Annotated in this window: 18 protein-coding genes; 7 read left to right on the plus strand and 11 right to left on the minus strand. The window is 71.4% G+C overall.

What is annotated here, in order from left to right; translation table 11 throughout:
- The first annotated feature begins 2 nt into the window (after positions 1-2).
- Positions 3-674 carry a DUF4097 family beta strand repeat-containing protein gene (locus ACYSUO_RS16590; protein ID WP_461776898.1) on the plus strand — a complete coding sequence of 224 codons (672 nt, stop codon included), beginning with the start codon at positions 3-5 and terminating at the stop codon, positions 672-674.
- A 311-nt stretch (positions 675-985) separates the two neighbouring features.
- On the opposite strand, the gene ACYSUO_RS16595 is transcribed toward ACYSUO_RS16590, so the two are convergent.
- Together ACYSUO_RS16595 and ACYSUO_RS16600 are read right to left on the minus strand one after the other, a co-directional pair.
- The gene (locus tag ACYSUO_RS16595; protein ID WP_461776899.1) at positions 986-2,242 is read right to left on the minus strand and encodes an SLC13 family permease; all 1,257 of its coding nucleotides are present in this window, start codon (positions 2,240-2,242) and stop codon (positions 986-988) included.
- Positions 2,243-2,326: 84 nt separating this feature from the next.
- Positions 2,327-3,448, minus strand: a complete 1,122-nt coding sequence (locus ACYSUO_RS16600) for a PrpF domain-containing protein (protein ID WP_461776900.1) — start codon at positions 3,446-3,448, stop codon at positions 2,327-2,329.
- Positions 3,449-3,596: 148 nt separating this feature from the next.
- Here ACYSUO_RS16600 and ACYSUO_RS16605 point away from each other — a divergent pair, with 148 nt between their 5' ends.
- Positions 3,597-4,550: a LysR family transcriptional regulator gene (locus ACYSUO_RS16605; RefSeq protein WP_461776901.1), complete on the plus strand. Its 954-nt coding sequence runs from the start codon at positions 3,597-3,599 to the stop codon at positions 4,548-4,550.
- A gap of 43 nt (positions 4,551-4,593) precedes the next feature.
- Here the strand turns inward: ACYSUO_RS16605 and ACYSUO_RS16610 are convergent, their stop codons facing one another.
- The 8 genes from ACYSUO_RS16610 to ACYSUO_RS16645 form a co-directional block, all read right to left on the minus strand.
- Positions 4,594-6,831, minus strand: a complete 2,238-nt coding sequence (locus ACYSUO_RS16610; RefSeq protein WP_461776902.1) for a glycoside hydrolase family 3 N-terminal domain-containing protein — start codon at positions 6,829-6,831, stop codon at positions 4,594-4,596.
- Between the two features lie 3 nt (positions 6,832-6,834).
- The gene (locus ACYSUO_RS16615; protein WP_461776903.1) at positions 6,835-8,763 is read right to left on the minus strand and encodes a glycoside hydrolase 5 family protein; all 1,929 of its coding nucleotides are present in this window, start codon (positions 8,761-8,763) and stop codon (positions 6,835-6,837) included.
- Positions 8,764-8,814: 51 nt separating this feature from the next.
- Positions 8,815-9,837, minus strand: coding sequence for a LacI family DNA-binding transcriptional regulator (locus ACYSUO_RS16620; protein ID WP_461777006.1), 1,023 nt, complete (start codon positions 9,835-9,837; stop codon positions 8,815-8,817).
- 5 nt (positions 9,838-9,842) lie between these two features.
- Positions 9,843-10,685 (minus strand): carbohydrate ABC transporter permease, encoded by an 843-nt coding sequence (locus tag ACYSUO_RS16625; protein ID WP_461776904.1) that lies wholly within the window; start codon positions 10,683-10,685, stop codon positions 9,843-9,845.
- Between the two features lie 61 nt (positions 10,686-10,746).
- Positions 10,747-11,682, minus strand: a complete 936-nt coding sequence (locus ACYSUO_RS16630; protein WP_461776905.1) for a carbohydrate ABC transporter permease — start codon at positions 11,680-11,682, stop codon at positions 10,747-10,749.
- 105 nt (positions 11,683-11,787) lie between these two features.
- On the minus strand, positions 11,788-13,071 hold the full coding sequence (locus tag ACYSUO_RS16635) for an ABC transporter substrate-binding protein (protein ID WP_461776907.1): 1,284 nt from the start codon (positions 13,069-13,071) through the stop codon (positions 11,788-11,790).
- Positions 13,072-13,200: 129 nt separating this feature from the next.
- Positions 13,201-13,713 (minus strand): GNAT family N-acetyltransferase, encoded by a 513-nt coding sequence (locus ACYSUO_RS16640; RefSeq protein WP_461776908.1) that lies wholly within the window; start codon positions 13,711-13,713, stop codon positions 13,201-13,203.
- Positions 13,714-13,742: 29 nt separating this feature from the next.
- A complete protein-coding gene (locus ACYSUO_RS16645; protein WP_461777007.1) occupies positions 13,743-14,477 on the minus strand; it encodes an SDR family oxidoreductase in 735 nt (244 codons plus the stop codon).
- A 165-nt stretch (positions 14,478-14,642) separates the two neighbouring features.
- Here ACYSUO_RS16645 and ACYSUO_RS16650 point away from each other — a divergent pair, with 165 nt between their 5' ends.
- Positions 14,643-15,215 carry a TetR/AcrR family transcriptional regulator gene (locus ACYSUO_RS16650; RefSeq protein WP_461776910.1) on the plus strand — a complete coding sequence of 191 codons (573 nt, stop codon included), beginning with the start codon at positions 14,643-14,645 and terminating at the stop codon, positions 15,213-15,215.
- Positions 15,216-15,219: 4 nt separating this feature from the next.
- On the opposite strand, the gene ACYSUO_RS16655 is transcribed toward ACYSUO_RS16650, so the two are convergent.
- Entirely contained in the window at positions 15,220-15,939 is a 720-nt protein-coding gene (locus ACYSUO_RS16655) for a GntR family transcriptional regulator (RefSeq protein WP_461776911.1), read from the minus strand.
- 161 nt (positions 15,940-16,100) lie between these two features.
- On the opposite strand from ACYSUO_RS16655, the gene ACYSUO_RS16660 reads away from it, so the two are divergent.
- The 4 genes from ACYSUO_RS16660 to manD are packed head-to-tail and all read left to right on the plus strand — an operon-like array spanning position 16,101 to position 21,325.
- Positions 16,101-17,456, plus strand: a complete 1,356-nt coding sequence (locus ACYSUO_RS16660) for an MFS transporter (RefSeq protein ID WP_461776912.1) — start codon at positions 16,101-16,103, stop codon at positions 17,454-17,456.
- Between the two features lie 42 nt (positions 17,457-17,498).
- Positions 17,499-18,557 (plus strand): NAD(P)-dependent alcohol dehydrogenase, encoded by a 1,059-nt coding sequence (locus tag ACYSUO_RS16665; RefSeq protein WP_461776913.1) that lies wholly within the window; start codon positions 17,499-17,501, stop codon positions 18,555-18,557.
- Positions 18,554-20,065: a mannitol dehydrogenase family protein gene (locus tag ACYSUO_RS16670; protein ID WP_461776914.1), complete on the plus strand. Its 1,512-nt coding sequence runs from the start codon at positions 18,554-18,556 to the stop codon at positions 20,063-20,065. Before ACYSUO_RS16665 ends, ACYSUO_RS16670 begins: the two co-directional genes overlap by 4 nt.
- 42 nt (positions 20,066-20,107) lie before the next feature.
- Positions 20,108-21,325 carry a D-mannonate dehydratase ManD gene (gene manD / locus ACYSUO_RS16675; protein ID WP_461776915.1) on the plus strand — a complete coding sequence of 406 codons (1,218 nt, stop codon included), beginning with the start codon at positions 20,108-20,110 and terminating at the stop codon, positions 21,323-21,325.
- Positions 21,326-21,335: the final 10 nt, after the last annotated feature.

Genomic DNA, 21,335 nt, shown 5'->3' on the forward strand with positions numbered 1-21,335 from the left:
CCATGCAGAAGTTCGACACCCCCGCCGCCATCTCCGCCGTCCTGCGCCTCTCCGCCGGGCGCGTCCAGATCATCGCCGCCGACCGCGCCGACACCACCGTCGAGGTCCGGCCGGCCGACTCCTCGAAGGGCCGCGACGTGAAGGCCGCCGAGCAGACCACCGTCGAGTTCGCCGACGGGGTCCTGCGGGTCGACGCCCCGGCCGCGAAGAACCAGCTCCTCGGCGCGTCCGGCGCCATCGAGGTGACGGTCCAACTGCCCGCCGGATCCGGCGTCGAGGCCGTCTCCGCCGCCGTCGAGTTCCGCGGCGTCGGACGGCTCGGCGAGCTCGTCTGCGAGGGCGCGCACGGCACCGTGAAGATCGACGAGGCCGCGAGCGTGCGGCTGTCCTCCTCCGTCGGTGATGTCACGGTCGGCCGGCTGACCGGCCCCGCGGAGATCAAGGTGCAGAAGGGTGACATCCGTATCGCCGAGGCCACATCGGGCGCGCTCGACCTGAGCACCCAGATGGGCAACGTGACGGTCGACGCCGCCCCTGGTGTCTCCGCCACCCTCGACGCGGGCACCGGCTACGGCCGGATCAACAACTCGCTGACGAACTCCGAAGGTGCGAAGGCCCAGCTCACCATCCACGCGACCACCAGCCACGGGGACATCACCGCCCGCAGCCTGTGACCGCGCACCATGCACCACGCACCACGACCTCGCGGCAGCCGTCCGCGAGGTCGCGGTGCGTTGGTCAGGGGAGAGTCCGCAGCTGAATCGCCTCCCCGGTGGGGTGGTATCCGGCCCGCCATGCGGCGGCCGCCGTCGAGCCGTCCCAGGCGTCGGCCACGGTTGTCGCTGGCCCAGCGAAGGCGACGCGCCGACCTGGGAACCCGCATCCAGCGCCGCTCCGCTGCACGCACCCGGTCGGCGCTGTACCAACCCGCGCCGGATTGGCCCGAACCCGTGCCCGACACGCAGCCGTTCGGGCCGTCCGCGAGCTATGACCAGGGCAGGACCAGCGCGCCCCAGGCGACCACGGGACCGAGGGCCACGATGCCGCCGGTGTAGCTGATGACCTGGCGGTAGAAGCGGCGGGCGTCGACCCCGCGGGCGTTGCTCAGGACCAGCGCGCCGTTGGTGGAGAAGGGGGACGTGTCCACGATCGTCGTCGAGACGGCGAGCGCGGCGATCAGTCCCGCGGCGTTGAGGTGGCTGGACAGCAGCAGCGGGACGGCGACGGGGATGATCGCGGTGATGATCGCCGTGGAGGAGGCGAAGGCCGAGGTGATGGCCACGGTGAAGCACAGCAGCAGGGCGACGAAGAGCGGGGCGCCCAGGCCCGCCGCGTGTTCGGAGATGTTCTCGATGATGCCGGCCTTCTCCAGCATGGCGATGTACGTCATCATCCCCGCGACCAGCAGCAGCGTCGACCAGCTGATCCCGTCCACGGCCTTCTCCTGCCGCTTCATGTCCACCAGGGCGAGCAGCGCGCCCGCCGCGAGCGCCAACAGCCCGATCTCCAGGTGGAAGCCGAGCGCGCCGACGACCAGGACGACCAGGGCGCCGAGGGTGAGCCACTGACGCCAGTCCGGCATGCCGGAGACGGCCAGGTCCGGGTCCTCGGGCGTCGCGTCCGTGTCCTCGGCCAGCGGAGCGGGGCGCTTCGCGAGGAGCGCGTAGGTCACCGCCGACAGCACCAGGTTGATCACGAAACTGGCGGTGAACAGTGTCACGGGGGAGACCTGCAGCGAGGTCTTGTCGACGACCCCCAGCACCAGCGCCCCGGAGACGGCGAGCGGCGAGAACGCCCCCGCGTGGCCGCCGCTGATCACCATCATGCCGACGACCAGCGGGTTCAGCTTGTACCGGTGGGCGAAGTTCATGCCGATCGGAACGAGGAGCGCGACCGCGGCCGGGGTGAACGTGCCGAAGGCCGTCAGCAGCGCCGCGACCAGGAACAGCACCCACGGAATGAGCGCCACCTTGCCCCGCACCATCCGCACGCCCGCGGTGACGAGCCAGTCGATGGTGCCATTGCGGCGGGCGACGGAGAACAGATAGGTGACCCCGACGATCGTCACGAAGAGATCCACCGGGAACCCCTCGAAGATCTCCTCCTGCGTGAGGCCGAGGGAGGCGGTGCCGACCACGAAGGTCGCGACGAAGGCGAGGATGCCCAGGTTGATCGGCAGCACGGTGCCGACCACGAACATCACCAACAGGGCGCCTATGGATATCACTTCAGCAGACATCATTGTCCTTGGTGCGGTGGGGACAGGGTCGTACGGTCGGGGACCGGCGGTGAGGTGCGGGGGGTGGGGTGTGTTCGTGCGTCCCGGTCAGGCGGCCTGCGGCTCGCCGGTTCCGGGTACGTAGATCCGGGCGTCGGCGAGCAGTCGCGCGGCGCGCCGTACGGTGACCCGGCCCGGCAGGCCGTCCCGTACGTCGGAGCAGCGGACCGCCACCACGCCCGCCGGGGTGCCGAGCCGCAGCCAGCCGTCGTCCCGGGCGGCCGCGACCCCGCGGACCACGGAGCCCCGCACGAGGCCCGCGGCGGCGAGGGCGACGGCGGAGGTCAGGCCGATCGCCGGGTGCGGCGCGTTCATGCTGAGCATGCGCACCGACACGTCGTAGTCCTCGGCCGCTACCTGTTCGCCGAGCGTCGTGGTGTACGGCACCGGGGCCCCGACGAGCCCCACCTTCGGCACCGCGTCACCGGGTGCATGGCCCGGCTCGACCAGACCCATCAACGGCGCCGCGGCATGCCGGACCGCGCGCAGCCACGGCACATCGGTGCGTACCCGGTCCAGGGACTCGGAGCCGCTCCGCCCCGCCCCGTCGGCGTCGACGAGGACCACCGGGGCTCCGGCGTCCACCATGCTCACGAGGACCGGGTCGGCGTCGTGGAGCGGCAGCTTCTGCGTGGCCTGCCCGGTCGGGAGCAGGGCGCCCGTGGTGCCGCCCGCCGGGTCGCGGAACGTGAGGTCGACGGCGACACCACCGGCCCGCGTGCCCGGAACGGTCTGCCGTCCGAAGTGCTGCACCACGCCACCCGTGGTGTCCACGACTCCCTCGAGGACAGCGCCGGTGTTGCTGTTGCGCATGACCACGCGGGTCCGGTCGCCGGCGATCGGCACCATGCCCTTCGCCACCGCGTACAGGGCGACGCCCGTGGCGCAGTTTCCGCAGTTGCTCGTCCACTCCACGGTGGCGTCGCCGATGCCCACCTGGGCGAAGAGGTAGTCGATGTCGACGCCCGGCTCGGGCGAGGCGCTGACGATCGCCGCCTTGGAAGTGGTGGGGGTGGCGCCGCCGACCCCGTCCAGTTCCACGGGGTCCGCCGCGCCGTACGCGGCGACCAGCATCCGCGCCAACTCGTCGCGGTCCGCGGGGACATGGACCTGGTGGAACAGCCAGCACTTGCTGGTGCCGCCACGCACAAGGGTCGCAGGGATGTGCACGTCTGAGGCTCTTCCTTGATCAGTGGTGAACGCCGGCGGAACGGGAAGTTCCGGCGATTGCCAAGACCATCGCAGAGGTGTGACTTGGGGACAATGGCAGTTCACTTCACTCGGGTTTAGCTGCGCTAAAGTCAGCTACATTGGACCCATGCTGAACGTGCGTCGCCTGCTGCTCCTCACCGAGGCCGCCGAGCGCGGCTCGCTCACCGCGGCCGCGGAGGAGCTGGGCATGACCACCTCCGCGGCCTCCCAGCAGATGTCGCTCCTGGAGCAGGAGGCGGGCCAGCCCCTCGTGGAGCGGCTGCCCCGCGGCATCCGGCCCACCCCCGCGGGCGCCGCGCTGGCCGAGCGGGGCCGCGCGGTCCGCCGTGAGCTGCGCGCCGCCGAGGCCGACCTGCACTCGTTCGCCGCCCTCGACCAGGGCACGCTGCAGCTCGGTTCGTTTCCCACGGCGAGCGCGTCGCTGCTGCCGCTGGCGCTCACCAAGTTCCGCCGCAGCCACACCGGCATCCGTATCGAGGTGCGGGCGGGCGTGCTCGCCGAACTCCGCGAGATGCTGCACACGGGCGAGGTGGAGCAGGCGCTGCTGTGGGACTACGAGTGGAACAGGGTCGACGACCCGGCGCTCACGCTCACGCATCTCCTCGACGACCCCACGGTGCTTGTCGTCCCCGCCGACTCCCCGCTGCGCGCCCACGCGCCCGTGCACCTCGGCGGCCTCGCCGACCAGGAGTGGATCATCCGCGCGGACAACCACCCCGTCGCCGACGTGCTGCGGCGCAGCTGCCGTCAGGCGGGCTTCGAACCGCGTATCACCTACGCCTCGCACGACTACCAGGAAGCGCAGGCCATGGTCGCGGCCGGACTCGGGATCGCGCTTGCGCCCCGGCTCGCCCTCACCAGCCGGCGCAGCGACGTCCGGCTCCTGCCCTTCGCCTCCGACGTCGCGGCGCCGACCCGCCGCATCCTCCTCGCCCGCTCCACGTCCCGGCCCGCGACGCCGCCCGCGCAGGCGATGGCGCGCGTCCTGCGCACGGTGGCGCGGCGGTTCGCGGCGCCCGGCCTCGACCGGGCACAGCTCGGAGCGGTGCGCCGCGGCTGACGCGCGGGAGCCGGTGAGCTGGGCTCCCGCGCGCAGGCGCCGGTCAGACGATCAGCGTCACGGCCTGCGTGGAGTCCGAGGAGCGGCCCGTCTCGATCTCGTACGTGCCCGGTTCCACGGCCAGGTCCAAGGACCGTGTCACCGAGGCCAGGACGGTGTCGTCCAGGGGGAAGGCGACCGTGGCCTTCTCGCCCGGCCCCAGGTCCACGCGCCGGAAGCCGCGCAGCTCACGGACGCGCGGCCAGGACGTCCCGCCGCCGACCCGGCGCACGTACAGCTGCACGGTCTCGCGGACCAGCCGCTCCCCGGTGTTGACGACCTCGACCTCGCACACCCCGTCGCGGACGCGCGGCGCGCCGAACTCGGTGGTGGTGTACGACAGTCCGTGCCCGAACGGGTAGAGCGGGGTGCCGGGTTCGTCCACGTAGCCGCGGAAGCCGTGGTCCTTGGAGTTGTAGAAAACGGGGAGCTGGCCGGAGGAGCGGGGCACCGAGACGGGCAGCCGTCCGCTCGGCTCGCACACGCCGAGGAGCACGTCCGCGACGGCCCGGCCGCCCCACGGGCCCGGATACCAGGCGCTCACCAACGCCCCTGCCCCGTCCGCGAGTTCGGGCACCGCGTGCGGACGGCCCTGGATCAGCACCGCCACGCACGGTGTGCCGGTCGCCGCCACCGCCTCGGCGAGCGCCCGCTGCCCGGCGCCGAGCCGGACGTCGGCGAGGTCGACGCCCTCGCCGCAGGTCATCTCCGTCGGGTTGCCGGTGGTGATGACCGCGGCGCCGTTGTCGTCGAAGCGCGTGTCGTGCTCGCGGGCGCTGGAACCGCCGAGCACGAGCACCGCGACATCGGACGAGGCGGCCAGCTCCACGGCTTCCGCGATCCCCGAACGGTCGTCGCCCACCAGGTCACAGCCGCGCGCGTACGACACGTCCGCGCCGGTCTCCCGCAGCCCGGCGAGCACCGAGACACCACTGTCCGGCCGCTGCGGCGACGTGTAGTCGCCGATCTGCTGCGGGATCGAGTCGGCGTTCGGACCGATGACGGCGATGCGCTTCTTGTCGGGCCCGAGGGGGAGCAGCGCCCCGTCGTTGTGCAGGAGCGTGATCGACGCGCGGGCGATCCGCTCACTCAACTCCCGTGTATCAGCCGCCCGTTCGGGTGCCTCGGCGACGGAGGGGTGCTCGAAGAGGCCGAGCCGGAACTTCAGCGTCAGGACGCGGGCCACCGCCGCGTCGAGGGTCTCCACCGGGACGAGACCACGCTCCACCGCCGTCCCCAGCTCCGGGAACACCCCGTCCCACAGGCTCAGATCCGTGCCCGCCGACAGCGCGAGCGCCGCCGCGGACGGGCGGTCGCCGGCCAGCCGCACCAGACGGTCGAGGGCGCAGCCGTCCGCCATCACCAGGCCCTCGAAGCCCCAGCGCTCGCGGAGCAGCCCGGTGAGCAGGTCGCGCGAGGCCGCACACGGCAGGCCGTCGAACTCGTTGTAGGCGGCCATCACGCCCGCCGCCCCCGCCCGCACGCCCGCGAGGGCCGCCGGGAGATGGATCTCGTGCAGCTCACGGGCGCCGATCTCGGTCGCGGCACTGTTCCGCCCGCCCACCGAACTCCCTTGCCCGGCAAAGTGCTTGAGCACGACGGCCGCCCGGTCCGCGGCGATGGTGTCACCCGTGCCCTGCATCCCCTCCACCAGGGCCTCGGTGAGCCGCGCCGCCAGGTACGGGTCCTCGCCGAAGCACTCCTCGGCGCGGCCCCAGCGCGGGTCCCGCACCAGGTCGAGCGCCGACACGAGCGCGATGTGCCCGCCACGGGCCCGCAGTTCGGCCGCCGCGGCCGCCGCCGTCTCCCGGTACAGGTCCGGGTCCCAGGTGGCGCCGACCGCCAGGTTCACCGGAAGCACGGTGCCGTCGAGGGCCTGGTGGCCGTGCGGCACCTCCTCCACCATCAGGACGGGGATGCCGAGCCGCGTGTTCTCGACGACATGCCGCTGCACGGCGTCCGCGACCCGCGCCCCGTCCGCCGCCGTGATCCCGTCGGCGAAGGTGACACCGGACCACGGGTCGGCCCGTTGCAGGCCGTACAGCGCGCCCATCCCGCCGAACCGCGCCACCTCCTCATGGAAGGCGCCCGTGAGCCGGTGCCCCTGTGCCGTGCGCTCGTACGCGTCCCAGCCGTACATCCGCTGGTTGACCTGGCCGACCTTCTCCGTGAGCGTCATCCGGTCGAGCAGGTCACGCACCCGGTCGGCGACCGGCGCGTCCGCGTCCCGATACAGCTCCATGGGTCAGGCCTCCGTGTCCAGTTCGAGGACCCGCACCCCGTACGGTGCGAGCGTCACCTCGTCGAGCGGCTTGCCGAGTCGGTCGGACGGGCGCACCGTCAGCTCCTCGTCCGCCTGGCTGACCAGCCACAGGAACCGCCGCCCGTCCTCGTGGACGAGGGTGTCCGCGCTGACCAGCGGCGTGTCCACGGTCACGGGCCGGGCCGCGCCCGCGACCTCGGCGAGCGCCGCGTACAGCCGGTGCGTCTGCTCCGGGTTCACCTGCGCGGTCCGCGCCGCCATGTGTTCCAGCGGGTACGTGGCGAGGACCGCCCGGCCTGCGCCGATCTCGTGCACGAGCAGCGCCGGACGGCCGTGCGCGTCCGTCGCGACGACCCGCGCGCCGTCCGGCACGACCGGCAGCCACGCGCGGCTGTCCTCGTTCCCCGCGACGGGGAAACGCAGCGTCTCACCGGCCCGCACACCACCGAAGTCCTCGGTGAACGTCATGGCCAGCTCGTCGTCCTCGATCGGCTCCGCCACCCCGTACGACAGCTGCATCTCGACCCCGAACAAGCCGTCCAGGTCGTGGAACCACGGCCCGCGCGTCCCCGGATGCTCGCCGGAGCAGAACGACAGATACACCGTCGCCCCCTCGCGCGCCCGCTGCTCCAGACCGCGCCGCGTCCGCGTCGTCAACTGCCGTGTCGACGGCAGCAGATACAGCTGTACGTCACCGGCCTCCGGCAGCCCGTCGACCTCACGGACGAAGCCCACCGGCAGATCCGCGCCGCGCGCGGCGACGTAACCCTGGTGGAGCGAGCTGAAGATCAGCGGCCGGTCGGCGGGGCGGCTGTACGGGTAGCCCTTCTCCAGGAACGCCGGGACCACGAGCGCCGCGCCCGCGTCCGTGCGCCGACAGCGCGGGAAGTCCACGTCCTTCAACACCTCGGCGAACGCGGCGAGTTCACGCAGTGGCTCCTTCGGGCGGCCCGCGCTGTCCGTGATCCCGAAGTGCATCTCGAACGGGTGGTGGTCGTACGGCGACTGCTCCCACAGGTCGTCGTAGTCCGTGTTGTTCCAGGCCATCCAGCCGGTGGCCCCGCCGAGCAGCGAGTTGTGCAACGTCTGCCGGTAGTAGACGCCCGCGTTGCGCGCGGACACGGTGTCCGTGGAAAGGCCGAACTCCTCCAGGATCACCGGCTTCCCCGTGACCGCGGCCAACTCGCACTCGAACGCGGCCCGGTAGTGCTGGCGCGGCCGGTCCGTGTCCGAGCGGTAGACGTGCGGGCCGACGAAGTCCACGTACGCGTCGGTGTCGCGCAGCGAGAACCCGTTGTCCTTGCCGGTGACCTCGATGCCCCACGCGCCGTCGCCGAGCGACACCGGCTGCGTGGCGCCTGCCGCCACCACGGCCTGACACATGAACTGCGCCCAGGCCGTCACCACGTCGGAGGACGGCGGGTCGACCTGGTAGATCCGGCCGTACCCCGGCATCTCGTTGGTGATCAGCCAGCCGGTCACCGCCGGGTGGTCCTTGAAACGCCGCGTCATCTCGGACGCGAACCACGCCTGCCGGCCGACCATCCACACGTCCTCGTACAGGTCACGGTTGCCGCGCCAGGCCGGGTCCCAGTTCTCGCCGGACATGTGGCCGACGATGAAGGTGGGGACCGACCCCATGCCGAGCTCCTCGTGCGCGTCGAGGAAGTCCCGGAACCGGTCGCAGAGTTGCTCGTCGATGCGGTGCGGCTCCGGGTGGAAGTCGGGCCAGTAGAAGAAGGACCGGGTCATGTTCAGGCCGTGCTCGTGCAGGGCTCGGAGCTCCTCGCGCACGACGGCGGGGTCGTAGTTCCGCCACATGAGCGGACCGCCTGTGCGGGACCAGTAGTTGGCACCGAGCCAGGGCAGGACGGCGGGGTGGTGGGACAGCTGGGCGCTGTGGCGACGCATGGTGCTCCATAAGGTGGTGCCGAAAAGGTGTAAATGTATGGGGAGTTGGGGCTACGGCCCTGCCGGTCCCGTCGACTCCCGTACGACGAGCCGGGGGCTCTCGGTGAGGTCCGGTGCGGGCACACCCTCCTCGCCGACCTCCGCGAGCAGCACCCTCGCCGCCGCCGCGCCCACCACCGTCACCCGCTGGTCGACGGTGGTGAGCCGGGGGTGCAGCCAGCGGCCGAGCGGCAGGTCGTCGTAGCCGATGACGGACAGGTCGCCGGGGACCGAGAGGCCCGCGCGCTGGGCCGCGCCGATGCCGCACATCGCCATCGAGTCGTTGGCGTAGACGATCGCGGTGGGGAGGGAGGGGAGGGCGAGGAGACGCTCCGTGGCGGCGATCGCGTCCTCGGCGCTGAAGTCCGTGGGGATCACGGCGGCCGGGACGAGCCCGGACCGGGCGAGGACATCGGTGAACACGCCCTGCCGGAACCCCGAGTGGACCAGCTCCGGAGGACCGGACACATAGCCGATCCGCCGATGACCGAGGGCGAGCAGATGCTCCACGGCCTCCGTGACACCGGTCTCCTGGTGGCTGAGCATCACCCCGTCCGGGCCGCCGAGCAGCACGAACGGCAGCCCGAGGCGCCGCAGTTGGGCCGGACGCGGGTCGTCGATCCGGCTCTCCGTGAGCACCGCGCCGTCCACCCGGCCCTCGGCGGCGAGCCGCTCGTACAGCCGGCCCTCCTCGTCGACGTCCGCGACGAGGTGCAGGAGCAGACCGTAGCCGCGCGGCGCGAGCTCGCTCTCCAGGCCGTTGATCAGCTCGCTGAAGTGCGGGTCCGTGCCCAGGACATCGCTGGGGCGGCGCACCACGAGGGCGATGGTGTGGCTGCGGGAGCGGCGCAGGGCGCTCGCCGCGGCGTTCGGCGACCAGCCGAGGCGGGCCGCGGAGTCCTGCACGCGCTGCCGGGTGGGCTCGGAGATGCGGCCCGTGCCGTTGAACACCTTCGACACCGCGGCCGGTGACACCCCGGCCTCGGCCGCGACGTCCTTGATGGTGGGGCGCCTGCCCGGCGCCCGCCTTCCCAGCCCACTCACATCTTCACCGCGCCACTGACCAGGGCCGTCTGCATCCTCTTCTGCAGCACCGTGTACACGATCCACACCGGGACGAGGGTGAGCACGGTGCCCGCCGTCAGCACACCGTAGTCCGTGCCGGTCACCGACTTCAGGGTGGGCAGGGCGACTTGGATCGTGCGCAGGTCCGGGTCGGGGCCGATGAGGACGAGGGAGTACAGGTACTCGTTCCAGAAACTCAGGAAGTTGAGGAGCAGCACCGTCGCGATGCCGGGCAGACACATCGGCGTATAGATGTGCCGCAGCACCGCGAAGGTGGAGGCGCCGTCCATCCGCGCCGCCTCCTCCATCTCCTTCGGGATGGTCCGCATGAACTGCACCAGGATCACCACCGACAGCGGCAGCGCGGTCGCCGGGAGCAGCAGCACCATGAACGTACGGGTGTGGAACAGGCCGGCGGCGGCCGCGAGCAGGAACGTGGGGAACAGGGCGGCGAACGTCGGGATCAGGAACCCGAGCGAGAACACCTTCTCGATCACCGACGCCGCCCGGCCCTCGGAACGGGCGAGCGCGAACGCCGCCGGAACCGCGAGCCCGAGCGTCAACGCCAGGGCCACCACGGTCACAAGCGCGGAGTTCACCACCGCGGTGCCGAGGCCCGCGGTCCGGAAGGCCGTCGTGAAGTTGTCGAGGCCGAGCGAGGTCGGCGGCGCCAGCGGACTGCCGAAGATCGCGTCATTGGACTTGAACGAGGAGGCGACGAAGTAGTACAGCGGCACCGCGAGCAGCACCGCGTACCCCCACACCAGGATGTGCGCGGGCCACCACGACCGGCCGAACTTCGCACGACTCTTGCTCATGGGAACGCTCATGGGAAAACAGCTCCGATCGGCTCAGTGCTCAGTGCTCAGTGCTCGGCGCTCAGTGGCTGGCGCGGAAGACACGGCGGATGGTCAGCAGGCCCACGAGCCCGGAGAGGAACAGGATCACGCCCACGGCCTGGCTGTATCCGAGGTCCGCCTCGATGAACGCCTTCTGGTACACGAGGAAGGACAGCGTCGTCGACGAGGTGCCCGGGCCGCCCTGGGTGAGCAGCAGCACGTGCTGCGCGGAGCCGAACAGCGTCCACAGCAGCTGCAGCATCGTCACCACACCCACGTAGTCCCGCACGACCGGGAAGTGGATGCGCCACATCGTCCGCCAGTGCCCCGCCCCGTCCAACTGCGCGGCCTCACCGAGGTCTTCGGGCACGCTGGACAGGCGCGCCGCGAACAGCACGGCGGTGAAGCCGATGCCCGCCCAGATGTCCATCGCGATCAGGCAGTACAGGGCCGTCGACGGGCTGGCCAGCCAGGCGTCGGTGAGCGAGTCGAGGCCGAGCCCCGACAGGGCGCCGTTGAGCAGGCCGTCAGGGGAGAGGGCGGCGTAGAAGACCATCGCCTTCGCCGGCGTCGAGATCAGACCGGGTACGAACAGCAGATACCGGATGACGCGATGGCCCGGCGGCCGCTGCGCCACGTAGTAGCCGATCATGTACGCGCACACGATCATCACCGGCAGCGCGATCACGAGCTGGACCGCGGTGTTGCGGACGGCGGCCCAGAAGGCCGGATCGGCGAAAACGGTGCGGAAGTTGTCGAGGCCCGCGAAGGACACCGGCTGGAGCATGCCCGGCCAGTGCAGCGCCGCGATCACGAAGATCGCGACCATCGGGCCGACCATGAACAGCAGGTACCAGACGAGCGCGGGCAGCGCGAGGATCGTGCCGCCCTGACCGCCCTTGCGGCTGCCGCCGGGCTTTACGGGGGAGGGGGCCCGGCCCGCGGTGGCGGCGGGCCGAGACGTGGTGATCGTCATCGGGGTCGACTTCCGTTCTCGACGTTCTTGACGTTCTCGGCGTTGTCAGCGGTCTCGACGATGTCGGCGCTCTCGGTGTTCTCCACGGTGTTCTCCACGGCGGGCTCAGGCGGAGCGGTACGCGGATTCCAGCGCCGTGCGGATGGCGCGCGCGGAGGTACCGGGAGTGAAGGCGGTCGACGTCGCCTGGATCAGCGGCTGCGCGGCGGCAGCGGGGATGTACTGGTCCGGGAGCACCACCTGGCCGACGGAGTCGCCGAGTTGCTGCGCCTTCGCCACCAGCGGGAAGTCCGTGCTGAGCGCGTCGGTGACCACCGACATGTCGCGGCCGCCCTCGGTGACGAACCGGTCCACGACCTCGGGCCGGTACATGAAGCGGACGAACCGCTCGACCGTCTTGATCTTCTTGACCCCGTTCGGGCTGACCCAGAAGCCGGAGACGGTGTACGTACGCAGGATCGTCGGCTTCTTCTGCGCGGCGCCGTCGGCGAGCGGGAACCCGCCGACCGACGTGGTCTTGACAACGTTGTCCGGAACGCTGGCGAGCGCCGAGGACATCGCCGACTGCATGGCCGCGTGCCCGGTGTTGAACTGCGTCGTCATCGCGTCCGACGTGAGCCCCTGCGCCTTGTCGGCGAACACCCCGGCATCGCGCAGATCCACGAAGTACCCGATGCCCTCCTGCGCGCCGCGCGAGCCGCTGAAGTCACCCGTGCGGTACAGGTGCCGGGCCTCGGCCGGTGTCAGGAACGTCTGGATGATCTGGGCGAGCAGCTTCTGCCCCGTCCAGTCGTTGCCGCCCACCGTGAACGGCGTGATGCCCTTGCCGCGCAACTTCCGCGCGGAGGCGACGAGTTCGTCGGAGGTGGCCGGCGGGGTGTCGACCCCGGCGCGCTCAAGGAGCGCGTGGTTGAAGGCGATCGGCCAGTTCGTCCCGATGTAGGGGAAGGCGCGCAGCCGGCCCTCGGTGTCGGTCCACTCGGTGACGGCCTTCGGGATGATCCGCTCGCGCAGCCCCCAGTCGTCGAGATAGCCGCCGACCGGAACGGTGGCGCCGACCTCGGTCCACGACAGTGTCTTGTCGTAGAGGTTGACCATCACGACATCGGCCTCGGCGCGCGCGAGCCGCGAGGTCTCGTAGACCTGCCCGAGGTCATCGCCGTTGATCAGGTTCTTCACGGTGATGTCCGGGTTTTCCTTGCGGAACTGGTTCACGACCGCGCGGAACGTGGGGGAACCGGGAGCGTTCCCGCCCATCTGGCTGTGGATCACCAGGGTGTCGGGGTCCGAGCCGTAGGCGGAGAACGCGCTGCACGCACTGAGCGCGGGCACCGCCGCCAGACCCGCACCCAGAGCCATGAAGCCGCGTCGATTCATCGGGGAGCGCAAGGCGGGAGGCCTCCTGTCGCGTTGGTATATCGATATACCTTCGGGGTGCGAGCACCGTAAGCAGGAAGCGGAAGGGGGTCAACCCCTTGACACAGATGACGAGTTGCGCGGGGTGGCCGGGGGAGTGGCTCAGCCGGACGCCGTGACCGGGGGTCGCATGCCGAGCCACTGCTCGGCGTCCCACGCCTCGAACCGCTCGACCTCGGTGAAGCCCAGCGTGGCCGCGAGACGCATCGAGCCGGTGTTGGCGGTCTGGGTGGTGAGCAGCACCGGTTCGCCGGGAAGGACACCGGCGAGCCAGTCGAGCGCCGCCGCGCACGCCCGCGGCAGGAACAGGTAGCCGAGGTCGAGCTTCCCCGCCGCGGCCGGGCGTTGATGTTTCGGCGCCCTCCGGAGCAGGAGATGGCCGATCATCGCCCCGTCGAGCTCGACGACAAGGCTCCCGGGCCAGTGCTCCGGAACCGCGGGCAGCTCGCGCTCAAGAGCCTCGCGCGGCCTCGGGCCACCGAGGTAGGTGTGCACCTCCACCGAGGCCAGCAACTCGACGAACGCCGCACGGTCCCCGGCCTCGGACCCACGCAGCACGAGCCTCTCGGTCCTGATCGGCTCCGGCGGCCAGCTGGTGAGCCCCAAGTCTTCCATCGGCGCACGCTAACAGGCGGTCGAGGTGCTCACCCCTGCGCCGTCGGCCGGACCACGATGTCGCCGACGTCGACATTCGCCGGCTGCTCGACGGCGAAGGCGATGGCGCGCGCGATGGCGTCCGGCGGGATGCCGATGTCGCCCATCGTCGAGGTGATGTCGTCCTTCACCTCCGATGTGATGTGGTCGGCGAACTCCGTGCGGGTGACGCCCGGCGAGACGACCGTGACCCGCAGGCTGTCACCGGCCTCCTGGCGCAGGCCCTCGGAGACGGTGCGCACGGCGTTCTTGGTGGCCGCGTACACCGACATCGTCGGGACGATGCGCAGTCCGGCGGTGGAGACGATGTTGACGAAGTGGCCCGAGCCCTGCGCGCGGAAGACGGGCAGCGCGGCGGCGATCCCGTACAGGACGCCCTTGAAGTTGACGTCGATCATCTTCTCCCAGTCCTCGACGCGCAGGTCGTCGAGCGGGGAGATGGTGCCGATGCCCGCGTTGCTGACGAGGGCGTCGAGGCGGCCGAAGCGTTCGCGTGCCAACTCCACGAGTGACACCAGGTCCTGTTGGACCGTCACATCAGTGCGGATCCAAGCGACTTGGCCGCCGTTCTTCTCGATGCGGTCCGCCAGATCCGCCAGGCGCTCGGTGCGGCGCGCCGCGAGAACGACCTTCGCGCCGCGTTCCGCGAGCAGTAGGGCCGTGGCTTCGCCGATGCCGCTGCCGGCGCCCGTGATCGCCACGACTTTGCCTTCGATTCCAGACAGGGGGGTGGTCATTCCTGACATGGGGGTGGTCCTTCCCAGGGGGAGAGTGCGGGTGGGCCAAGGGCGCACCTCGCAGCCTAAGTGGGGGATCCCCCACTTAGTTCGATGGAGTGACCATAAGTGGGGTAGCCTCCACTTAGCAAGTGGGTACGAAGGGAACCGGTGATGGACCGAGCCGCGGAGCGGCCGCTCAGGGCGGACGCGCGACGCAACAGGGAGAAGATCCTCGCCGCCGCGGTGCGGGTGTTCACCGAGGACGGCCTCGACGCGCGCCTCGAACACATCGCCAAGGTCGCGGGCGTCGGCAGCGCGACGCTGTACCGGAACTTCCCGACCCGCGAGGCCCTCATCGAAGCGGCCTACCGCAACGAGGTGGCCCAGGTCTGCGAGGCCGCCACCGAGCTGCTCGCGGCGCACCCGCCGTTCGAGGCCCTGCGCGCGTGGACCCGCCGCTTCATGGACTACGCGAGCGCCAAGTACGGCATGGCCGACGCCCTGCGCGCCATGGCCGCCGAGGGCGGAAATCCGTACGGGCACAGCCGGGACATGATCGAGGCGTCCATCGCCGAGCTGATGGACGCCTGCAGGCGCGCCGGGGCGATCCGCTCCGACATTCCCACGGGTGACATCTTCGCCGCCCTCGCCGGGATCGCCCTCACCTCCGCCGGGCCCGAGCAGCGGGCCCAGGCCGAGCGGCTCCTCGACCTCACCCTGGACGGGCTGAGGCACACGGCCTGAGCGCTCAGGCGCGCAGGCCGGGGTGGGCGCGGGGCCTGCTGGGCGGGGGCAACTCCCCGGTTTCCACGAAGAGTTCGGGGCGCTCGGCCTGGATGGTGCCGATGTCGTCGAACACGCCCTGGAGGTGACCGCGCAGCGCCTGCTCGGCCCGCGCCGCATCGCGCAGTTCCAGGGCGTCGACCACCGCCCGGTGCTCGTCGATGAGGTGCTCGATACGGCGCGGCAGCGGCAGGCTCAGCCGGCGGGCGCGGTCGAGGTGGGCCTTGGCCGTGGTGACCGTGCGCCACAGTGTGCGGTGGCCGCTGGCTTCCATCAGCCGGCGGTGGAACGCCTCGTCCTGCTCGAAGAACAGATCGTCGTCCGCCGCCTCGAAAGCGGCGCGCTGCGCGTCGAGGTTCGCGCGCAGCGCCGCGATGTCCTCGTCGTCGGCCCGCTTTGCCGCCTCGCGCAGCGCGGCCAGTTCGAGTGCCTCGCGCATGAACTGCGCTTCGAGGACGGCGTCGACGCTGATCCGGGACACGAACGTGCCGAGCTTCGGGAAGATGTCGACCAGCGACTCCTCGCCGAGCAGGATCAGCGCCTCGCGCACCGGCGTGCGGCTGACGTCGAGCTCCGCGGCGAGCTCGTTCTCCGACAGCGGGGCGCCCGGCGGCAGTTCGAGAGACGTGATCCGGGAGCGCAGCAGCGCGTGCACACGTACCCGGTTGGACTCCTTGGGTGTCACGGCCTCCACCGTGCGCCGTGTCGCCCTGTCGCTTCGTCGCTGCTCGTCCCGCATGCCGTCACCCTCTCACCTCAGCTGCGGAAATTCTTACATACAAGCCTTGTATGTAAGCGGTCGCCCAGGTAGAAAATGACGAGCCCGCTTCCGACCGGAGGTCAATGATGACCAGCCACCCCGTCACCGACACCGAGGTGACGACGCCGTCCGGCACGACCCCGCCACCCCGTCCCCGCGGCCGCGGCAAGAACGTCCGCTGGGGCATCGCCGTGCTCTGTTTCGGCGGCCTCGCGGTCAACTACCTCGACCGCTCCACGCTCAGCGTCGCGCTGCCCACCATGTCCAAGGACCTGCACATAGGCCCCGAGACCCAGGGCTTCGTCCTCAGCGCGTTCTTCCTGACCTACGCGATCTGCCAGCTGCCCGCCGGCGCGCTTCTCGACAAGTACGGCGTGAAGCGGGTCTTCGCGCTCGGCGCGATCTGGTGGTCGGTGGCCACCATCTGCATGGGCCTGGTGCGCGGCGTCGGCTCGCTCGTCGGGGCGCGGATGCTGCTCGGCGCGGGCGAGGCCGCCGGCTATCCGGCGCCCGCGAAGGCCGTCTCGCGCTGGTTCCCGCGGCACGAGCGCACCCTCGCCAACAGCGTGTGGGACAACGGTGCCCGCGTCGGCACCGCCATCGCCCTGCCGCTCGTCACGATGCTGGTCTCGGCCTTCCACTGGCGGATCGCCTTCGTCGTCTGCGGACTGCTCGGCTTCCTGTGGATCATCGGCTGGTGGCGGCTGTACCACGAGCCCGCCGACCACCCGAAGCTCAGCGCCGAGGAGCGCGAGTACATCGAGGCCGGCGGCGCCCGCGTCGAGGAGACACCTGCAGAGAAGGACGACGCGCCCAAGGTGCGCTGGCGCGACCTGTTCCGGTACCGGACGGTCTGGGGCATGATGCTCGGCTTCTTCTGCCTCAACTACGTCATCTACTTCTTCATCACCTGGTTCCCCAGCTACCTCGTCGACGAGCGCGGTTTCGACCTCCTCTCGCTCGGCTTCTTCGGCACCGTCCCCGGCCTCGTCGCCATCGTGGGCTCGCTGCTCGGCGGCTACACGGCCGACCGGCTGCTGCGCAAGGGCTGGTCCACCACCAAGGTCCGTAAGACCTGCCTGATCTCCGGCACCTTGTGCTCGTCCGTCATCGCGCTCGCCGTCGTCGTGCCGACCGCGTCCGGCGCGCTCGCGCTGCTCTCCCTGAGCTACGCCTCGCTGACCTTTGCCACCGCGTCCGTGGCCTCACTGCCCGCCGACGTCGCGCCCACCGCGGGACACGTCGCGTCCCTCGCCGGCATCCAGAACTTCGCCTCGAACGTCGCCGGGGCGCTCGGCCCGATCGTCACCGGCTTCCTGCTGGCGGCCTCCGGCGGCTCGTACCTGGTGCCGCTGCTCGTCTCCGGCGCCCTGTCGATCGTCGGCGCCCTGACCTACGCGTTCGTCATCAAGCGCGTCGAACCGCTGCCGGTGCGGGCCTGAGACCGCCTGCAAGACTTTTCGTACGAGAGAAAGGAGCGCCTCGTGGCCACCACCACGACCCGCGCCGCCGTGCTGCACGGACCCAAGGACCTGCGCGTAGAGGACCGTCCGGTGCCCGAGCCAGGCGACGGTGAGGTGCTCGTCGCCGTCCGTGCCGTCGGCCTGTGCGGCTCCGATCTGCACTACTACGAGCACGGTGAGAACGGGCCCAACGTGTTGCGGCAGTCGACCGTCCTCGGCCACGAACCGGCCGGGTTCGTCGTCGGTCTCGGAGCGGGCGCCGAAGACCTGCCACACGGCACGCCCGTCGCGATCGAGCCGGCCCACCCCTGCGGGCGCTGCGCCCTGTGCCGGGCCGGGCGCTACAACCTGTGCCCGAAGGGCACCTGCTTCGGCTCGCCGCCCACGAACGGCGCGCTGACCGAACTGATCGCCGTACCAAGGGACTTCGTGCACCCGCTGCCCGAGGGCATGGACGTGAAGCTGGGCGCGCTCGTCGAACCCCTGGCGGTCGCCGTGCACGCCGTGCGCCGCGCCGGCGTCGCGCCCGGCGAGCGGGTCCTGGTCACCGGCGCCGGGCCGATCGGCGTGCTCGTCGCCCAGGTCGCCGCCGCCTGCGGAGCGCTGGTGACGGTGTCCGACGTGGCCCCGGCACGGCGCGAGTTCGCGGCCCGGCTCGGCGCCGACACCGTCGACGCGACCGCGCTCACCCCCGACCCCGACCGGGCACACGCACTCGCCGACCCGGACGGCTACGACACCGTCCTGGACTGCTCGGGCGTCGGCCCCGCCCTGGTCTCCGGGATCCGCGCGCTGCGCCCCGGCGGCACCGCCGTCGTCGTCGGCAACCCCAACCGCCCCGAGACCGAACTGCCGCTGGCCTGGATGCAGCGCCAGGAGATGTCCCTGCTCACCTCCTTCCGGTACGCCGCCGGGGACTTCGCGGCCGCCGTGCGGCTCGCCGGGTCCGGCCGCGTACGCCTCGACGAGCTGGTCACCGCCGAGTTCCCGCTGGAGCGGGCCGGCGAGGCGCTGCACACCGCGCTCACCGACCGCACCCAGATGAAGGTGCTCATCACGCCCGGCGAGGTGGACGCGTGACCACCGCCCAGCACCGCGCGGCGCCGCGCCTGACCCGGGCCGCGCTCCCGGTGGCAGGCCTCAAACTGCCGCCGCTGACCCCCGAGTCCGGCATCGTCCACCTCGGCCTCGGCAACTTCCACCGCGCCCACCAGGCCGTGTACACCGCCGACGCGCTGCGGCACACCGACGGGCCGTGGGGGATCACCGGTGTGTCCACCACGCCCGGCGCCCGGCCCCGGCCGGTGATCGAGGGCATGGCCGCACAGGACGGCCTCTACACGGTGCTCACCCTGCACCGCGACGGTGCCGTCGCCGCGAGTGTGCCCGGTGTGCACCACACGGGTCTGGTCGCCGACGGGCAGGGCGCGGACGTGGTCGCCGCCATCGGCGCGGACACCACCCGCATCGTCTCCCTCACGGTCACGGAGAAGGGCTACACGTTCGGCGCGGACGGCCGACTCGACCTCGACGACCCGCTCATCCGCGCCGACCTCGCGGGCGGCACCCCGCGCACTGCGTTCGGCCTGATGGCACGCGGCCTGCAACAGCGGCTCCGGACGGGCGCCCCGCCCGTGACGCTCCTCAGCTGCGACAACCTCATGGACAACGGGGCCCGACTCCGGTCCCTGCTCGGCGAGTTCATCGCGGCGCTGCCCGCCGCCGAGCGCGAGGACCTCCGGGCGTACGCAGATGCCTCCGTGTCGACACCGAACAGCATGGTCGACCGGATCGCGCCCGCCACCACCGACGAGCACCGCGACCTGGCCGCCCGCGCGTTCGGCGTCCGCGACACCGTTCCGGTGCCCGCCGAGCCGTACAAACTGTGGGTGATGCAGGACGACTTCCGCGCGGGACGGCCCGCCTGGGAGCACGCGGGCGCTGTGTTCACCAAGGACGTGGCGCCGTACGAGCTGATGAAGCTGCGCCTCCTCAACGGCGCGCATTCGCTGCTCGCCTACCTCGGGCTGCTGCGCGGCCACCGCTCCATCGACCAGGCGGTGGGCGACGAACTCCTCGGCGGTGTCGTCGAGTTCGCGATGCGCGAGGAGATCCTGCCGACCGTCCCCGAGCCGGACGGCATGCCCGGCGCGACGTACATCGATGAACTCCTCGACCGCTTCGCCAACCCGGCGCTCGGCCACCGCACCGCCCAGGTCGGCTCCGACGGCTCCCTGAAGATCCCCGTGCGCTGGGCAGGACCCCTCACCGAATCACTGTCCGCCGGACGCCTGCCGTGCGTGCTCGCGCTCGGCTTCGCCGCGTACATACGGGTGATCACGGCCGACGACGCGTACGACGAGCGGAGTCTCGGCACCGTCCACGACGGCGCCCGCGCCCGGCTGACCGAACTGGCGTCGCGCGCGACCGGCCCCGACGGGAAGGCCCGCCTGCTGCTCGCCGAAGGCGGTCTGCTGCCCCAAGAGGCCGCCCAGCACGCGGAGTTCGCGAACACCGTCGCCGAGTTCGCGCGGATTCTGGACGCGCACGGGGCCGAAGCAGCGCTGCGGGCCGCCGCCCGCGACTGACACACCATCCAACGACGCCACCCCCCGAGAGAACGGCACCGCATGTCCTCCACCATCACCTCCGCCGAGGTCTTCGTCACCTGCCCCGGCCGCAACTACGTCACCCTGAAGATCACTACCTCCGACGGTGTCACCGGCATCGGCGACGCCACCCTCAACGGCCGGGAGCTGGCCGTCGCCTCCTACCTGCGCGACCACGTCTGCCCCACGCTCATCGGCAAGGACCCGGCCCGCATCGAGCATCTGTGGCAGTACCTCTACAAGGGTGCCTACTGGCGGCGCGGACCCGTCACCATGACCGCGATAGCCGCCGTCGACGTGGCGCTCTGGGACATCAAGGGGAAGGTCGCGGGCCTCCCCGTCTACCAGCTGCTCGGCGGCGCCGCCCGCGACGGCGTCACCGTCTACGGGCACGCCAGCGGCAACACGATCCCCGAACTCCTCGACGACGTACGGCGGTTCCGCGACAAGGGCTTCCGCGCGGTCCGCGCCCAGGCGGCGGTGCCCGGCCTGGAGCGCGTCTACGGCATGCGCAAGGGCGACGGGGACACCTACGAGCCCGCCGACGGCAACCTGCCGACCGAGGAGGTCTGGGACACCGGCGCCTATCTGGACTTCGTGCCCCAGTACATGGCCGCCGTCCGCGAGGAGTTCGGCTACGGCTTCCACCTGCTGCACGACGTGCACCACCGGCTCTCCCCGATCGAGGCCGGCCGGCTCGGCAAGTCCCTCGAGCCGTACCGCATGTTCTGGATCGAGGACCCGACGCCGGCCGAGGACCAGGAGGCCTTCCGGCTCATCCGGCAGCACACCACGACGCCGCTCGCGGTCGGCGAGATCTTCAACTCGATCTGGGACTGCCAGCACCTCATCACCAACCGGCTGATCGACTACATCCGCGCCTCCGTCTCCCACGCGGGCGGCATCACGCACCTGCGCAGGATCTTCTCGCTCGCCGAGCTGTACGGGGTGCGCTCCGGTTCGCACGGCGCGGGCGACCTCTCCCCGGCCTCGTTCGCCGCCGCGCTCCACCTCGACATGTCGATCCCGAACTTCGGCATGCAGGAGTACATGGCCCACCTCCCCGGCTACGAGGAGGTGTTCCACACGTCCTGGACCTTCGAGGACGGCCTGATGCACCCCGGCGACCGCCCCGGCATCGGCGTCGAGTTCGACGAGAAGGCCGCCGAACGGTTCCCGTACGAGCGCAAGTACCTGCCGGTGAACCGGCTGCGGGACGGGGGCGTGCACGACTGGTGACGAGGCCGCG

The sequence above is a fragment of the Streptomyces sp. UC4497 genome (assembly GCF_054871485.1).

Excerpts from the sequence above, each read along its gene's own strand:
- ACYSUO_RS16590 (WP_461776898.1), top strand. The coding sequence starts at position 3 with ATGCAGAAGTTCGACACCCCCGCCGCCATCTCCGCCGTCCTGCGCCTC.
- ACYSUO_RS16595 (WP_461776899.1), bottom strand. The coding sequence starts at position 2,242 with ATGATGTCTGCTGAAGTGATATCCATAGGCGCCCTGTTGGTGATGTTC.
- ACYSUO_RS16605 (WP_461776901.1), top strand. The coding sequence starts at position 3,597 with ATGCTGAACGTGCGTCGCCTGCTGCTCCTCACCGAGGCCGCCGAGCGC.
- ACYSUO_RS16610 (WP_461776902.1), bottom strand. The coding sequence starts at position 6,831 with ATGGAGCTGTATCGGGACGCGGACGCGCCGGTCGCCGACCGGGTGCGT.
- ACYSUO_RS16615 (WP_461776903.1), bottom strand. The coding sequence starts at position 8,763 with ATGCGTCGCCACAGCGCCCAGCTGTCCCACCACCCCGCCGTCCTGCCC.
- ACYSUO_RS16625 (WP_461776904.1), bottom strand. The coding sequence starts at position 10,685 with ATGAGCAAGAGTCGTGCGAAGTTCGGCCGGTCGTGGTGGCCCGCGCAC.
- ACYSUO_RS16630 (WP_461776905.1), bottom strand. The coding sequence starts at position 11,682 with ATGACGATCACCACGTCTCGGCCCGCCGCCACCGCGGGCCGGGCCCCC.
- ACYSUO_RS16640 (WP_461776908.1), bottom strand. The coding sequence starts at position 13,713 with ATGGAAGACTTGGGGCTCACCAGCTGGCCGCCGGAGCCGATCAGGACC.
- ACYSUO_RS16650 (WP_461776910.1), top strand. The coding sequence starts at position 14,643 with ATGGACCGAGCCGCGGAGCGGCCGCTCAGGGCGGACGCGCGACGCAAC.
- ACYSUO_RS16660 (WP_461776912.1), top strand. The coding sequence starts at position 16,101 with ATGACCAGCCACCCCGTCACCGACACCGAGGTGACGACGCCGTCCGGC.
- manD (WP_461776915.1), top strand. The coding sequence starts at position 20,108 with ATGTCCTCCACCATCACCTCCGCCGAGGTCTTCGTCACCTGCCCCGGC.